Origin of the sequence: Mycobacteroides abscessus ATCC 19977 (genome assembly GCF_000069185.1) — a bacterium.
In the GTDB taxonomy this organism is placed as follows: Bacteria; Actinomycetota; Actinomycetes; order Mycobacteriales; family Mycobacteriaceae; genus Mycobacterium; species Mycobacterium abscessus.
This window is the reverse complement of sequence record NC_010397.1, coordinates 317931-332791: the sequence shown is the minus strand read 5'-3', so window position 1 is coordinate 332791 and position 14861 is coordinate 317931. Positions and strand designations below refer to the sequence as shown.

Genomic DNA, 14861 nt, shown 5'->3' with positions numbered 1-14861 from the left:
GCTAAATGCAAACGATTTTCATTACTACAAGGTTCACGGTACAGTCCCGAGCAGCACTTGTCGAAAATGATTCCCATTACCGAATGGGTATGAATGGAGCTCCCCTTGTCCGCACATTGCGAGGTGACCGGACGGTCGCCGGGCTTCGGCAACGCGGTATCGCATTCGCACCGCCGCACCCGTCGCCGCTGGTCACCCAACATCCAACTCAAGACCTACTACCTGCCCTCTGAGGACCGGCGTATCAAGCTCCGGGTGAGCACCAAGGGCATCAAGGTGATCGACCGCGACGGTATCGAGGCCGTGGTGGCCCGGCTACGCGCGCAGGGGCGGAAATTCTGATGGCACGCAATGAGATTCGCCCCATTGTGAAGCTGCGATCCACCGCGGGTACCGGATACACGTACGTCACCCGCAAGAACCGGCGCAACGACCCCGATCGGATGGTGCTGCGCAAGTATGACCCCGTCGTGCGCAAGCACGTCGATTTTCGCGAGGAGCGCTGACATGGCCAAGAAGTCGAAGATCGCCAAGAACGAACAACGCCGCGCCATCGTCGAGCGCTACGCCGAGCGCCGAGCGGAACTCAAGGAGATCATTCGCTCCCCCGCCAGCAGCCCAGAGCAGCGCGTTGCCGCACAGTCCGAGCTGAACCGCCAGCCGCGCGATGCCAGTGCGGTGCGGCTGCGCAATCGCGACGCGGTGGACGGCCGACCACGCGGCTACCTGCGCAAGTTCGGTTTGTCCCGTGTACGTGTTCGTGAACTAGTGCACGACGGGTCATTGCCCGGCGTGCGGAAAGCGAGCTGGTGATGGCCCCCAAGACCCCGCGCAATCGCCGCGCCAAACTCGTCGACACCAAGCCGGCCAAGCCCAACCTCTTTGCCAAGCTCGGCGTTTCATCGGTCGACTACAAAGACACCAACACGCTGCGCATGTTCCTGTCCGAGCGCGGCAAGATCCGGTCCCGCCGGGTGACCGGCCTGACGGTGCAACAGCAGCGCCAGGTTGCCAACGCGATCAAGAACGCGCGAGAGATGGCGCTGCTGCCCTACGCCTGATCAACGCGGCTGCGGAATCGCGTTTTCCAGCAGAAAGACATGGTCCGGGCTGATCACTTTGGTGATCGCGGTGCCGAACAGTGTGCTGGGCTGTGCAGGTTGCTTGGCCACATCGGTGTTGAGCAGGGCCACCACCGTGGTCTGCTCGGCCGGCGAGTAGATGGCAAGTGTCTGATAGCCCGGAATGCTGCCACTGTGACCGATCCAGCCCCGCGCGTCGAAAATGCCTAAGCCATAGCGGATATCGTCAGGTACGGGGGGCATCGCCACAGTCTGTAGCCGCTGCTGCTGACTGTCGGGCTTCAGGAGCACGCCCGTCGCCAGCGCGGGCACCCAGATCCGAAGGTCGTCGAGTGTGGAAATCATGGCGCCCGCCCACGACGCCCATGACGGGTTCCAATCGGTGCTGTCGACAAGCGACCCGGTCGGTGTCAGCTGCGTGTAACCCCGCGCGTGCGGATCTGCAATGGCACTGGTCTCCGGAAAGCTGGTGCGGCGCATACCCAGTGGACCGGTTATGTGCTCTTGGACGAATGCGGGCAGTGTCTGCCCGCTGACCTTCTCCACCACCTGACCCAGCAGCACCGCATTGGTGTTGCTGTACTCGTAGCCCTGCCCTGGGACGAAATTGGACGGCTGCGCAAAGGCATAGTCGAGCAGCTCATGGGTGCTGTACTGGCGGCGAGGATCGGCCTCCAGGTCTCGGCTGAAGGCCAGTGACATCGAATAGTTGAAGAGTCCGCTCTGCATTCGGGCGAGTTCACGCAGGGTGATCTTGTTGCCGTTCGGGACCTTGTCGACATACTTGGCGATCGGGTCGTCAAGTTCGACCTTGCCCTCATCGACAAGTTGCAGCACCGCCGTGACGGTGAAGGTCTTTGTCACACTGCCGATCCGGTGGTAGAAGTCCGGCCGCAGCGGCGCGCGAGTCGCCGTGTTCGCGACTCCGAACGTCCGCACGTATTGCCCTTTGGGCCCCCATACTCCGACGATCGCACCCGGGACCGCGGCGCTCGTCAGTATCTCGTTGATGGCAGAGTCCAGCTTGGCCGTGGTCTGCGGATCCAGCTCGGCCACCACGATCGCCGAGTGCTTCCCGCATGCGCTGACCAGCAGCGCAATCGTCAGCACTACAGCGAGGATTCGGCGCATCAGGCTGGACTCATCAAAACAGCGAGTACTGAGCTCCGGCACGACTGGGAACCGTGAATTGTTCGATATCGGTGCCACCGACAACGCGGCGCACCTCGGTCATGAACGTCCGGTCATCGAGCAGCGGTACGCCCAATGAGCGGGCATGGAAACCCTTGCCCTGCTCTGGGTTTTCCTGGTTGCAGATCACCAGCGAGGTGTCCTCGTCGACCGCATCGGCGTAGGCGAGACCGGCCTGCATGATCTGCTCGATCAGCTCTTCGTGGGTGCGCGAGACCTCCGAGCTCAATGCCACACGCATGCCCTGCACGAGCGGCTGGCCCGCGGTATACGGGCCGGGGTTGAGCCAGTGGCACGGCTGGCGCGACGCCAGTGTCTTGAGTGGACGCAGCTCATCGTGCGTAACGCGGCCGTTGGGCCAGCGCTTACGTGTGGTCTCGCGGATGGGCAGCCAGGTGCCACGCTCGCGGGCGCGCTCCAGCACCTTCGGCAGCACCTCGGCCAGCACCCGCGCATCGTCATAAGCGTCATGAGCCTTGAGCTGCTCGACACCCCAATGCGCGGCAAGGGTTTCCAAGCGCAGGTTGGGTGTGTCCAGTTCGAGACGGCGCGTCAGCTCGACGGTGCACATGACGGCCTCGGTGGGCAGTTCGGCTCCCACCAGCTCGGCCTCGGCCGCCAGGAACGAGTAGTCGAAGCCGACGTTGTGCGCGACCAACGTCCGCCCGCGCAGCAGCGCGATCAGATCGGGCGCGATATCGGAGAACTCCGGCTGGCCCTCCAGCATCTCCGGGGTGAGGCCGTGGACGTGCGTGGGGCCCGGATCGACACCGGGGTTGAGCAGACTCACCACGCTGTCGGTGATGGTCCCGTCGGCATCCATCGCCAATGCCGCAACGCTGATGACACGCGCCCGCCCCGGCTGGAAACCTGAAGTCTCCAGGTCAACCACCACCCACTTGGGGCTGTGGTCGGGCGTCTGCCCCCAGATCGGCATGACTGAAGGATGGCACGCGGGACCGACAACCCGCCCTAGGCGCGCGGAGTCCGAAGCACCTGGCGTCCGATGGCGTACTTGTGCACCTCGGTGGGACCGTCGTACAGACGGAAGGCGCGCATATCACGGAAGATCATCTCCACCGGCGTCTCATCGCTGATGCCGATGCCGCCGAGCACCTGAACACACCGGTCGGTCACCTTGAACAACTCCTCGGACACGAAGGACTTCGCCATCGAACTTTCGTGCCGGCCCTTGGCGCCGTTGTCCATCATCCAGCAGGCATGCCAGATGGTCAGTCGACACTGATGCAACGCGATCTCGTTGTCGGCGAGCATGAAGGAAACCCCCTGGTGCTCGCCGATCGTCTTACCGAACGAGGTCCGGGTTCGCGCATAGTCGACCGCGATGTCCTGGGCCCGGGAGGCGGCACCGAGCCAGCGCATACAGTGCGTCAACCGGGCCGGGGCCAGCCGCAGCTGCGCGTATCGGAACGCCTGCCCGGTCTCACCGAGCAACGCCTCCCGCGGCAGGGTGAGATTGTCGAACCGCACCACGGCATGCCCCTCGGCGTAGTTGCGGTCCATGGTGTTCATGATGCGTTCGATCACAATGCCTTCGGTCTCGCCGTCGCAGAGAAACAGTGTCGGCCCCTCCGGCAGGTGATCGTTGGCCTCCAGGTTGGCCATGATGATCCACGTTTTGGCGCCGCGAGCTCCGGTGATGAGCCATTTACGGCCGTTGATGACGAAATTCTGCCCGTCGAAGGTCGCCGAGGTCTTCAACTGCGACGGATCGGAACCGGCCCCGTCGGGTTCGGTCATCGCGAACGCCGAGCGCTGATACCCCTCGATGACGGGACGCAGAAACTTCTCGGATTGTTCCTCGTTGGTGATCTTGCCGAGCAGGAACATGTTGCCCTCATCGGGTGCCGCACAGTTCATGGCGATGGGCCCCAGGGTCGACCAGCCCGCGGCCTCGAAGATCACCGCCTGGCCGATGTGCGAAAGACCCCACCCACCATAGGATTCTGGCGCCTGAACGGTCAGCAGACCGGCCGCCCTGGCCTTACCGACCAACTCGTCGCGCAGCTCCTCGGTGGGTCCGTGCGCGGTCAGGCGAGGATCGCGCTCGTACGGAATCACGGTCTCGGTGACGAACTCACGCACCCGCTGCGCCTTCGCGGCCAGCTCTTCCGGAATGCTGAAGTCGATCATATTTCTCCCTCGGTGAATTGTGTTGTTGCCCAGTCAAGGACGGACATGGCAATGTTTTCGAAATCTGCGTATCCGGGTCCGATGAGGTCGCCGGACTGCCACTTGCGGTACAACTGCATCCAGGCGACCGCGAGACGGAGGCGCGCACAGGCCACATGCCAGTGCAGAGGCCGCGGCGGCATCCCGGCCGCAGCGAAATAGGAGTCGATGACATCCGCGCGCTTCCCGAAACCCTGTGCTGTAGTGGGCATCTGATTGACAGCGCGCACGCCGGCCGGATCATCGGGCTCCATCCAGTACGACACCAGAATCGCCAGGTCGAACAGCGGGCAGCCGCGAGTGGCCATGTCCCAATCGATGATCGCATTGGGCGACAGCGTTTCCTGATCGATCAGCATGTTGTCGAGCTTGAGGTCCATGTGGAGCAAGGAGATTGCCGAGGGCTCGGGGATCTCCTCCGCGAGTCGCGAGGTCAGATACGTGACGACGTCCGGCAGACCATCAGGCCAGACCACGTGAGCACGGCGCGTCCAGCCGGTGAGCTGACGTTCCAGCAGACCCTCCGGTCTGCCGAGCTCGCCCAGTCCCACGCGCTCGGGTGACACCCGGTGCAGGGCGGTCATGGCCTCGATGAGAGTCGCTGTGATGCGTGACGGCGCATCGACGGGCAAGCCCGCCGGTAGCTCTCCGCCAATTGCCAGCCCCTCGCGGTACTCCAGGAACTGGAAGGGGGCTGCCAGCACATCCAGGTCGTCGCAGTACAACAGCCCGCGCGGCGCCAGCGCGAAGCCATCGCCCAGCCGGGACAGCACCCGCCACTCGCGGGCCATGTCGTTGGCGCCTTCGGCGATCGGCCCCGCGGGCGGGCGGCGAAACACGGCAGGTTGCCCGTCGAGGACCACCAAGTAGTTGAGGTTCGCCTTGCCGCCGGCGAACTGCCGGGCCCCGGACGTTTCCAGCGTGTGCCCCTGCCGCGCCACCCAGGCCGAGAGCGCCGCCCAATCCTGCGACGTGCTCTGGTGATGAGCGCGGAATTGGCCGGTCGACTGTGACACAGCACTCACCCTAACCGTTTAACCAACCGACTGGTTGGGTGGGGATCCTCACTCGTTTTCGCTGGCAGCGTCGATAAGGCGGCCCAGTATCCGGCGGAGCTCTCGTTGATCATCGACGCCCAGCCGGCTGAACATCTCATCCTCTGCTGCCCAAATGGCCGACTCCACACGTTTGAGTAGCGCCTTGCCCTTGGCGGTGACCTTCGCCGGTAACGCCCGCCCCGAGGCAGGCACGGCCGGCCGGGAAACCAGCGAGATGTTCTGCAATCCGTTGAGCACCTGATTCATCGCCTGCGCCGAGACGTTGTTCTCGCGCGCCAGCTCCGCACTGGTACGGCCGGGGTTCTCGTTGAGCATCCGCAGGCACATGAACTCCGGCATCCCGAGCCCCAGCGGCCGCAGCACGGCAAGAACCCGTGGGCGCATCACCGCCCCGGCCCGGAACATCAGGTAACCGAGCGGCTCGATCTCATCGGATTCACTCATCGCAAGCATCCTGGCATGAACGTTCCAGCGCGCGTGCAGAAACCCATGGCCGGAACACGGTCGATCGATTCGATGTCACCCGAGGACCGATCCGTTGCACGGCAATGGTTTACCAACTCATAGACAATTCTCAGCAGCCTCATATCAAGAACCTTGACATGTCCGATCCGGCGCAGGTATCAAGGAAATTGATACAGGTTCAGTCGGCGACAGGCCAACTGCCTGATCATCAGAAAAGGAGAGTTAGATGTCTGGTTCATTCGCAGGCTTCGAAGGTCCCGGCTCCGGTTTCGGCGCATTTAGCGGGGCCGGTTTTGGTGGGCCCGGTTTTGGCGGGCCCGGTTTTGGTGGGCCCGGACTGGGCCCAGGAGGGCCCGCCGGGTTCGGCCTCCGAATCAAGCGCGCCGTCACCGCATCGCTGCTGCTCGACGGCCCGGCGAGTGCCGCGCAGATCGTGCAACGCGTCTCCGACGCAACCGAGGACGAGATCCTGCTTCCGGAGCCCGTCGTAGAACGTGTCCTCGAGCGGCTGGCGCATAAGGGCGTCGTCACGACAGAAGACGGCGTGGCCACCCTGACCGACTTCGGCCGGAAGGTGCTCGCGAAGCGGGGCATCACCAGCCAGACGGCACAGGCACTCCGCGCCAAGGTCTTCCCCAAGCTCGTCAACGTTCTCAAGCTCCGCTCGGGACTGGCGGAGATCGCCGGCCTGGCGCGGGTTATCGCCATCACCGGCACCGACGAGCAGAAGGAAAAACTGGCCGAGGCCGGCGCCACCCTGTTGGCCACGGTCAACGACGTCAAAAGGTCGCTACAGAGCGCCGTCGCCTGAGTGCGGCTCGGATCGCCCATGCGGCCCTCCCCTCCAGCCGCACGGGCGATCCATCGCCTCCCATAAACTGCGCGGATGCCCATCGAGCATCTATCGCCGCGTGGCCGGATCGCACTCGCCGCAGGCTCCGCCGCGCGGTGGGCATCCCGGATCAGCGGTCGCGGCGCGGGCTCCATGATCGGCGGGCTCATCGCACTCAAGCTGGATGGCTCGGTGCTGGCGCAGCTGGGCCGAGGTCGTCGGACAGTCCTGATAACCGGCACCAACGGCAAGTCCACCACCACCCGGATGACCGCCGCCGCCCTGGCGACCGTGGGGCCAGTGGCAACCAACACCGAGGGCTCCAACATGGACGCCGGTCTGGTTGCCGCCCTGGCCGGGACCCGAGAGGCCGACGTCGCGGTGCTCGAGGTCGACGAGATGCACGTGCCACACGTCGCCGACGCGGTCAACCCGGCGGTCATCGTGCTCCTCAATCTCAGCCGGGATCAGCTCGACCGCGTGGGTGAGATCAACAACATCGAACGCACTCTGCGCAAGGGGCTGGCCCGCCACCGCGATGCGGTGATCGTCGCGAATTGTGATGACGTCTTGATGGCATCGGCCGCCTACGACAGCCCCCACGTGGTCTGGGTGGCGGCGGGCGGCGGCTGGGCCGGCGACTCGGTGAGCTGTCCACGCAGCGGGGAGCTCATCATGCGCGACGGAAACCGTTGGTACAGCACGGGAACCGACTTCGCACGGCCTGATCCGGACTGGTGGTTCGACGACGACCGCATCTACGGCCCCAGCGGAATCAGCCTGCCGATGTCGCTGACGCTGCCCGGTACCGCGAATCGCGGCAACGCCACGCTGGCGGTCGCCGCCGCCGTTGAACTCGGCGCCCGTCCGGGTCCGGCCGTCGACGCGGTATCGGCTGTCGACCAGGTGGCGGGCCGCTATCGCAGCATCAACCTCGGCGACCACACCATTCGGCTACTGCTGGCCAAGAATCCGGCCGGCTGGCAGGAGGCCCTGTCGATGGTCGATACCGACGCCGACGGGCTCGTCATCGCGGTGAACGGCCAAGTGCCCGATGGCGAAGACCTGTCCTGGCTGTGGGATGTCAACTTCGAGCATTTCGCCTGCGACAACGGGGAATCGCCGGTGCCTCCCGTCGTCGCGGCCGGCGAGCGCGGCACCGACTTGGCGGTCCGGCTCACCTACGCCAGCGTTACACACACCCTGCAGCATGACCCGGTCCAGGCCATCAAGGCCTGCCCGCCCGGCAGGGTCGATGTGATCGCGAACTACACGGCCTTTCTGAATCTGAATCGAGCGCTGGCCAAAGGCGGTGCGGCATGAGTGAATCCACTGTCCGCGTAGGCCTGGTCCTCCCCGACGTCATGGGCACCTATGGCGACTCGGGCAACGCCGTCGTACTGCGGCAGCGGTTGCGAATGCGGGGTATCGACGCCGAGATCGTGGAAACCACCCTGGCCGACCCGGTGCCCGATTCCCTCGACGTCTACACGCTGGGCGGTGCAGAAGACTATGCCCAGCGTCTGGCCACCCGCCACCTCATCGCGCACCCGGGGTTGCAGCGTGCCGCCGAGCGCGGCGCGCCGGTGCTGGCGATCTGCGCGGCCATCCAAGTGCTGGGACATTGGTATGAAACCTCCTCGGGAGAGCGCGTCGAGGGTGTGGGGCTGCTGGACGTCACCACCAGCCCCCAGCACCAGCGCACCATCGGCGAACTAGCCGGTGTGCCGATCATGGACGAGCTTGAGGACACCCTGACCGGGTTTGAGAATCACCGTGGGGGAACAGTTTTAGGACCCGCTGCGACACCGTTGTCCCGGGTTTCACGCGGAGCCGGCAACCGCACCGGCGACGGTAGCGACGGCGTGGTGCAGGGCAGCGTGATCGCCACCTACATGCACGGCCCGTGTCTGGCACGCAACCCCGAGCTGGCCGACCTACTGCTGGCACGCGCCATGAACGTGCCTGAGCTGACCCCGCTGGACCTGGACGAGGTAGCGCGGCTGCGTAGGGAACGACTGAAGTCTTGATCTGCACGCACGTTCTCCTGCGGCGGCTCGCGACCAGCTCGGACTCCTAGAGCGCACCCGCCGGTCCCTATTCGAGTAGTTCACTACTCACGCGGGTCCGGCCATACCCGCAATACGTTCCGTGGGCATTCAAAATGAACGCCGAACGCCCAAAGGAGCGATTGTGACAAGCGAATCCGTAGCACGGTTCTTAAAGGCCGAGCAGCGCAGTATTACTGTGCCGGAAGATAAATCAGTGATAGTCGAACCCGGCGACCGCGAATGGGCGGGCGTGACACATCGCCTGGAAATCACCGGATTCGACGACCTGCAGGCGCTGCGCTTGGTCCCAGAGCGTTTGGAAGAGCGCGTCGCGCGGCAAGCCATAGCGGCCGACGACACCGAGGCACGCGAAATCGCCCGCCGCATAGCTGAAACCGGCGACCGGCACGCCGATGCCGAAGATTCGTGCTGCGCACCGTGCGCGAGCAAGAACGACAGCCGAGCGAGTTATCCAGTGCGGCTCGGTCGGCTCTACCGCGAAATCCGCCCGGCGATGCATACGAATCTTTCACGCGCCGTTGGTGATGCGCTTGGGGTGCCGCTTACGGCCGACAGCCTACAGGCGAAGATCACCCACTCGTTCACCCAACGATTCGCCGTCCACGTAACCCGGATACCGCTGGTAATCGTGCTGTTCAAAGACATCGAGATCGGGAAGAACGCCACGCTGACATTGAGCTCGAAGGCAAAGAGCCTATGGGCCAACGATATCCGTATCCATTCCGGGGGTCGACTCGTTATCACCTCCGGCTACATCAAAATCCGTGCCGCATCCGTCCGCGGCAATCTGGCATAAGCAGAAGGAGTAGAACCATGGCGAACATCATCAGCAATGGTCCCGACGGCGACGCCGGAGCGACAGGTGCGCAAGGTTCCCAAGGAGCCACCGGCGCGGCAGGGGCGATGGCCAACTGCAACTGGATTGACGACGACTGCGCCACCCGAGGTGGCACGGGTGGGACCGGCGGTAACGGCGGGCCCGGGGGTGCTGGCGGTCCCGGCGGCCACGGCGGCGTGATCGACTTCGAGGTGGAAACCTTCATGGATGGCGTGACGCTGCAAGCCAAGGGTGGCCGCGGCGGCAACGGCGGGCACGGAGGAGCAGGCGGAACCGGAGGCACCGGCGGCAAAGGCGGCGACGGGGACGACTGCGAATTCGGCAGAACCGGCGGCAACGGCGGCACCGGGGGGCGCGGCGGAGACGGAAATTTCGCCGGTACCGGCGGCAACGGCGGCGCCATCCTCGTCAAATGCCAGCACGACCTGTCCCTGGGCACCCACCCGATGGACGTGTCGGCCGGCACGGGCGGCAATGGTGGGATAGGCGGCGGTGGCGGAGGAGGCGGATCGGTGGGCGCCAACGGTGCGACGACGGGGGTTTTCTCGTCCTCCTCAGACTGCAGCGGGCCCGGGCCTCAGCCCAATCCGGGCTCACCAGGCGATCCTGGGACCTCGGTGGCGGTGTCGGGAGCGCAGGGCAATCCGGGTCAAGCACAGTTCCTGATCGTCCCCTGAGCCCCAGAAGTCAGAGGGGGCGGCGACCCGAGAGGGCACGTCCGAGCGTCAGCTCATCGGCGAATTCCAGGTCTCCGCCCATCGGTAGGCCGGAGGCCAATCGGGTGACGGTGAGCCCGGGGAAGTCGCGCAGCATCCGCACCAAGTAGGTCGCGGTGGCCTCGCCCTCGGTATTCGGGTCGGTAGCGATGATGACCTCGGAGATGGACACCCCATCCTCCTCGGTTCCTATGCGGGTCAACAGTTCCCGAATCCGAAGCTGATCGGGCCCGACTCCCGAGAGCGGATCCAGCGCGCCGCCGAGCACGTGGTAGCGGCCCCGGAATTCACGGGTGCGTTCGACCGCCTGCACATCCTTGGGTTCCTCGACAACGCAGACCAGCGCGATGTCACGGCGCGGATCAGCGCAAATGCGGCAACGCTCCTTATCGGAGACGTTCCCGCACACCTCGCAGAACTGAACGCCGTCGCGCACCCTCGTCAGTGCAGCGGTCAGTCGATCGATATCGGGCGCCTCGACACCCAACAAATGGAATGCGATGCGCTGCGCGCTCTTGGGCCCTACCCCGGGCAGCTTGCCCAGCTCGTCAATGAGGTCCTGGACCGGGCCCTCAAACACCGGGCAATCCCAGCCCTCCGCCAAGATCGCCGAGACCACCCGCCAGCGGGCCCAGCCGCTGGCTTGCCAGCTCCTGGGTCTTCGACGTCAGATCGGCAAGTGCGCCGATGATCAGGTCCTGCAGGGTTTCCACGTCCTCCGGGTCGACGATCTTGGGATCGATCTGGACGCTGGTCACCTCACCGCTGCCCTTGCCGGTGATCCGCACCAGACCGCCGCCGGACTCCCCCGTGACCTCGGCCGCCGCGATCTGCGCCTGAGCAGCCATCAACTGCTGCTGCATCTGCTGTGCCTGCGCGAGCAGGGCCGACATATCCGGGGCGCCTCCGGGTTGCATGTGTCTCCTTAACAGGCGGGTATCAACTTGGTCACGCTCGCCGGGCCTCGGCGGGTCGTCAACAAGGGTAGCCGCCGTGCGGGCTACCGTGGCGACGTGCGAGTGAGTTTCTGGCGCGCCGCGGGTCTAGCTGGGACGGCGCTACTAACAGCGGCATCGGTGACGGTGCTGCCGGTCGCCACGCCATCGGCACCTACCACCTTCACCGCAGGCGCGGCACCCGGTATCGCCGGACGCATCGTTGTGCTCGATCCCGGGCACAACGGCGCCAATGACAGTTCGATCAACAATCAGGTGCCCGACGGCCGCGGTGGCACCAAGAGCTGTCAGACCAGCGGCACCGCCACCGACGGCGGATACCCCGAGCACACCTTCACGTGGAACACCGTGCTGCTTATTCGGCAGCAGCTGACCCAACTGGGCGTGCGTACCGCCATGACACGCGGAGACGACAATAAGCTCGGCCCTTGCATCGACAAGCGCGCGGAGATCGAGAACAGCTACAACCCGGACGCGGTGGTGAGCATCCACGCCGACGGCGGTCCGGCCGGCGGCCACGGCTTCCACGTCAACTACTCGAACCCTCCCGTGAACGCCGTGCAGGGTGAGCCGACACTGCGCTTCGCCAAGACCATGCGCGACAGCCTGCAGGCCGCGGGCCTCACCCCGGCGACATACATCGGCACCGGCGGACTCTACGGCCGCTCCGATCTGGCGGGTCTCAACCTCGCCCAGCACCCGAAGGTGCTCGTGGAACTCGGCAATATGAAGAACGCCCAGGACTCCGCGATGATGACCAGCCCGGAGGGCCGGTCAAAGTACGCGCAAGCCGTTGTCCAGGGCATCGTCGCGTACCTCAGCGGTACGGCGCCCGCCGCGGCCCCGGCGCCCGAGGCCGCGCCCGCCGGCGGCTAACCCTTTTCCACCACCTGCTTGAGATTGGCCAGTACCTCGGCCTGAATCTTCTTGAGTCCCAACGGGGCAAAGGTCTTCTCGAAGAATCCCTTGATGCCGCCGCCACCGGTCCACGCGGTCTTGGTGGTGACGGATGAGCCGGGCCCGGCGGGTGCCACAGTCCACGTGGTCACCAGGGTGGAGTTGGCGTCCTTCTCGATGACGGTATGCCCAGCCACGCTCACGGCCGACTTGATATCCCGCACGCGCGACTCGGTGGCCTGCAGCTTCCAGGACGCCACCGTGCCCTCACCCTGACCGCCCTCGAGCACCTGGTAGTCGCGGTAGTGGCTGGACAGGATCTGCGGGCGCACATTCTGGTAGTCGGCGACCGCGGCGAGCACTGCCTCCGGCGCCGCGTCGATCAACACCGAACTGGACGCACTGACCTGACCCATGAGTTCTCCCTCGCTACTACTTGGTTCTACTACTGGTTGTAGTCGCAGTCTAGGGCTCGCTCACCAGATCGCCCAGGCGGCGTTCCCCCTCTACAGTCTGACCGCCGCGCTGTAGAAAGTGTGCGATTCGTCGGGCGCTGTGTTCATCGGCGAACGCGGCAACGATCGCTGCCCGCTCAGCGGCCAGCCCCGGCTCCAGGTCGCTGGCCAGCGCGTCCACCGTGTTCTTGACCCCCGCGATCAGGTCGAGTGGATTGGCAGCGATACGCCGGGCGAGCCGATTCACGAACCGCCACCCCTCATCGGGATTCAGGGCGCGGTTCACCCAGCCGTATCGTTCCGCCAGGTCGGCGCCGAAATCCTCATGACCCAAAATCACCTCGAGTGCCCGCGCCCGCCCCATGCCCTGAACCAGGTGTTGCGGGCCCGATCCGGCGGGCACAATGCCCAGGCCGGTCTCCACCTGGTTGAAGAGGGCCTTGCCGCGTACCGCGAACCGCATGTCCAGGTTCAGCAGGAACTCACTGCCCCCACCCGCGACCCTGCCCTCCACCAGGGCGATGGTGGCTTGCCGCAGTGCGCGAAACCTGCCGACCAGGCGCTGGAAGGACGCGACCGATTCCGCCGTACGAGCCGTGGCCGATTGCAGGATTTCGACATTCAGGTGAGCGATGAAGAAATCCGGGTTGGCACTGCCGAACAGCACCACGGTCACGTCGTCGCTCCCAGAAAGCCACCGTGCAAGCCGCGACAGGCTCGACATGAGCGGCCCGTCAAGAAGATTGAGCTGGCCGTGATCGAACAGGACCGTCAGCACCCGGTCATCGAGCGCACAACGCAACCCGGTGAGCTCCGGTATCCCAGCGTTCACGAGCCGACACCCATCAGAACGCGACGGATCCCGGCGGCAGCCCGAGTTCCACCCGCCCGTACAGCTCGTAAGCCGAATCTGTGTCGTAGACAACATGAGTGGACAACGTATTCACGTCGCGCAGGTGTCGCTGCAGCGGCGAATCCTCGTACTGCGCGGAGGCCCCACACGCCTCAACCGCCTCACCGATGGCCTGCTTGCATACCTCGACGATGTAGGCGCAGTTGCGGCGTACCGCCACCCGGTCCCCGGTGGTCAGTCCCTCTCCGGAACGTAATTTGTCCTCTACGTCACGCACGGTCTGTAGCAGTAGGGTGCGCGCCGACTCTGCTTGCGCCGCAACATGTCCCATCCGTCTATGCGCCGTAGCGAGCTTGGACTGTTCCTGCATCGAGTACCGCATCACCCGGGTCTTGATCTTCTCGGTGAACAGCTCCACCGTGCCCAGAGCCATACCCACCGCAGGCGCGGCGGCGACATTGGACAAGGCGCAGAACAACGGAATCCGGTAAATAGCGGAACCGTGCAGCTCCGCGGACGGCGACTGCCCTCGTGCCAGTGGGCCGAATTCCTGCACCCGGTGCTCTGGAACGAAGACATCGTTGACCGCGATGTCCATGCTTCCTGTGCCTCGCAGGCCGGAAGTAAACCAGGTGTCAATGACCTCCAGATCAGACCTGGGGATCATGAAGGTACGCAGGTCCGGATACTTCGGCGGCTCCTCGTGTTGGACGACTGCCGCGACGGACGCCCACGACGAGTGCCAGACACCACTGCCGAATTGCCAACGCCCCGTTATCTTGTAGCCGCCCTCGACCGGGGTGGCGATACCCGAGGGCGACCAGCTGCCCGGAAACAGCAAGGGAGAGCCGGCGGGCACCGAGCCGAACATCTCGTCCTGCAACTGTTCGGGAAACAGTCCGGCCAGCCAGTTGTGAATCCCGTAGATACAGAAGGTCCAGGCGGTCGATCCACAGACCTTGCCCACCTCGATGACCGCACCGACCAAGGTCTCCAGGCTTGCCTCATCGCCACCGTATCGCCGCGGCGCCATCAAACTGAACAGTCCCGATCGCGACAACTCGGCGATGGTCTCATCGGGCATTCGACGCAGCCGCTCGGCCTCCAGCGCCCGGGCTGCGATCGCCGGAGCGAGCTCACGCGCACGCTGTACGGCATCTGGCTGCACTGCTGTCGAACTCGTCATCAAAACCTCGCAACCTGCGCAATCATTAGTGGATGACATGCGATCGGACCGAAACTGAATCACGATT

General features: G+C 65.0%; 21 protein-coding genes. 10 read left to right on the top strand and 11 right to left on the bottom strand.

All coding sequences use genetic code 11. The features are described 5' to 3' along the window. The first annotated feature begins 105 nt into the window (after positions 1–105). Genes rpmB through rpsR form a run of 4 tightly spaced genes read left to right on the top strand, consistent with a single transcriptional unit; the run spans position 106 to position 1061 of the window. Positions 106–342, top strand: coding sequence for a 50S ribosomal protein L28 (gene rpmB / locus MAB_RS01830; RefSeq protein ID WP_005083638.1), 237 nt, complete (start codon positions 106–108; stop codon positions 340–342). Further along, positions 342–506: a 50S ribosomal protein L33 gene (gene rpmG / locus MAB_RS01825; RefSeq protein ID WP_005063154.1), complete on the top strand. Its 165-nt coding sequence runs from the start codon at positions 342–344 to the stop codon at positions 504–506. Before rpmB ends, rpmG begins: the two co-directional genes overlap by 1 nt. A 1-nt stretch (position 507) precedes the next feature. Continuing rightward, entirely contained in the window at positions 508–813 is a 306-nt protein-coding gene (gene rpsN, locus MAB_RS01820; protein ID WP_005063153.1) for a 30S ribosomal protein S14, read from the top strand. Beyond that, entirely contained in the window at positions 813–1061 is a 249-nt protein-coding gene (gene rpsR, locus MAB_RS01815) for a 30S ribosomal protein S18 (protein WP_005063151.1), read from the top strand. The genes rpsN and rpsR overlap by 1 nt, the downstream gene beginning before the upstream one ends. Here the strand turns inward: rpsR and MAB_RS01810 are convergent, their stop codons facing one another. From MAB_RS01810 to MAB_RS01790, 5 genes are read right to left on the bottom strand one after another with little or no spacing between them, the layout of a single operon-like run. Beyond that, positions 1062–2213, bottom strand: a complete 1152-nt coding sequence (locus MAB_RS01810) for a serine hydrolase domain-containing protein (RefSeq protein WP_005112974.1) — start codon at positions 2211–2213, stop codon at positions 1062–1064. A 13-nt stretch (positions 2214–2226) separates the two neighbouring features. After that, entirely contained in the window at positions 2227–3210 is a 984-nt protein-coding gene (locus MAB_RS01805; protein ID WP_005063148.1) for a DEDDh family exonuclease, read from the bottom strand. 35 nt (positions 3211–3245) lie between these two features. Next, positions 3246–4427, bottom strand: coding sequence for an acyl-CoA dehydrogenase family protein (locus MAB_RS01800; RefSeq protein ID WP_005083642.1), 1182 nt, complete (start codon positions 4425–4427; stop codon positions 3246–3248). Further along, positions 4424–5482, bottom strand: a complete 1059-nt coding sequence (locus MAB_RS01795) for a phosphotransferase family protein (RefSeq protein ID WP_005112973.1) — start codon at positions 5480–5482, stop codon at positions 4424–4426. The genes MAB_RS01800 and MAB_RS01795 overlap by 4 nt, the downstream gene beginning before the upstream one ends. 48 nt (positions 5483–5530) lie before the next feature. Next, positions 5531–5977 carry a MarR family winged helix-turn-helix transcriptional regulator gene (locus MAB_RS01790; RefSeq protein ID WP_005113838.1) on the bottom strand — a complete coding sequence of 149 codons (447 nt, stop codon included), beginning with the start codon at positions 5975–5977 and terminating at the stop codon, positions 5531–5533. Between the two features lie 238 nt (positions 5978–6215). Here MAB_RS01790 and MAB_RS01785 point away from each other — a divergent pair, with 238 nt between their 5' ends. From MAB_RS01785 to MAB_RS01775, 3 genes are all read left to right on the top strand, one after another. Further along, the gene (locus MAB_RS01785) at positions 6216–6800 is read left to right on the top strand and encodes a hypothetical protein (protein WP_005083648.1); all 585 of its coding nucleotides are present in this window, start codon (positions 6216–6218) and stop codon (positions 6798–6800) included. Positions 6801–6875: 75 nt separating this feature from the next. Beyond that, positions 6876–8144, top strand: a complete 1269-nt coding sequence (locus tag MAB_RS01780; protein WP_005072474.1) for a Mur ligase family protein — start codon at positions 6876–6878, stop codon at positions 8142–8144. Continuing rightward, a complete protein-coding gene (locus MAB_RS01775) occupies positions 8141–8851 on the top strand; it encodes a type 1 glutamine amidotransferase (RefSeq protein WP_005083649.1) in 711 nt (236 codons plus the stop codon). The genes MAB_RS01780 and MAB_RS01775 overlap by 4 nt, the downstream gene beginning before the upstream one ends. Positions 8852–9083: 232 nt before the next feature. On the opposite strand, the gene MAB_RS25350 is transcribed toward MAB_RS01775, so the two are convergent. Further along, positions 9084–9392, bottom strand: coding sequence for a hypothetical protein (locus MAB_RS25350; RefSeq protein WP_005112971.1), 309 nt, complete (start codon positions 9390–9392; stop codon positions 9084–9086). Between the two features lie 36 nt (positions 9393–9428). Between MAB_RS25350 and MAB_RS25345 the strand changes: the two genes are divergently transcribed. Beyond that, positions 9429–9689, top strand: coding sequence for a hypothetical protein (locus tag MAB_RS25345; protein WP_005092051.1), 261 nt, complete (start codon positions 9429–9431; stop codon positions 9687–9689). Positions 9690–9706: 17 nt separating this feature from the next. Then, entirely contained in the window at positions 9707–10408 is a 702-nt protein-coding gene (locus MAB_RS01765; protein WP_005072469.1) for a hypothetical protein, read from the top strand. A 10-nt stretch (positions 10409–10418) separates the two neighbouring features. Here the strand turns inward: MAB_RS01765 and recR are convergent, their stop codons facing one another. Next, positions 10419–11027 (bottom strand): recombination mediator RecR, encoded by a 609-nt coding sequence (gene recR, locus MAB_RS01760; RefSeq protein WP_005063138.1) that lies wholly within the window; start codon positions 11025–11027, stop codon positions 10419–10421. Continuing rightward, entirely contained in the window at positions 11020–11364 is a 345-nt protein-coding gene (locus MAB_RS01755; RefSeq protein WP_005083655.1) for a YbaB/EbfC family nucleoid-associated protein, read from the bottom strand. Before MAB_RS01755 ends, recR begins: the two co-directional genes overlap by 8 nt. 165 nt (positions 11365–11529) lie before the next feature. Here MAB_RS01755 and MAB_RS01750 point away from each other — a divergent pair, with 165 nt between their 5' ends. After that, on the top strand, positions 11530–12279 hold the full coding sequence (locus MAB_RS01750; protein WP_005092049.1) for an Rv3717 family N-acetylmuramoyl-L-alanine amidase: 750 nt from the start codon (positions 11530–11532) through the stop codon (positions 12277–12279). Here the strand turns inward: MAB_RS01750 and MAB_RS01745 are convergent. From MAB_RS01745 to MAB_RS01735, 3 genes are read right to left on the bottom strand one after another with little or no spacing between them, the layout of a single operon-like run. Then, positions 12276–12716 carry an SRPBCC family protein gene (locus tag MAB_RS01745; RefSeq protein WP_005083660.1) on the bottom strand — a complete coding sequence of 147 codons (441 nt, stop codon included), beginning with the start codon at positions 12714–12716 and terminating at the stop codon, positions 12276–12278. The two genes, MAB_RS01750 and MAB_RS01745, sit on opposite strands and share 4 nt — an antisense overlap. 49 nt (positions 12717–12765) lie before the next feature. Next, positions 12766–13587 carry an enoyl-CoA hydratase/isomerase family protein gene (locus tag MAB_RS01740; protein ID WP_005087054.1) on the bottom strand — a complete coding sequence of 274 codons (822 nt, stop codon included), beginning with the start codon at positions 13585–13587 and terminating at the stop codon, positions 12766–12768. Positions 13588–13600: 13 nt separating this feature from the next. Continuing rightward, complete coding sequence (locus MAB_RS01735; RefSeq protein WP_005083663.1) at positions 13601–14794, bottom strand: acyl-CoA dehydrogenase family protein; 1194 nt, start codon at positions 14792–14794, stop codon at positions 13601–13603. Positions 14795–14861: the final 67 nt, after the last annotated feature.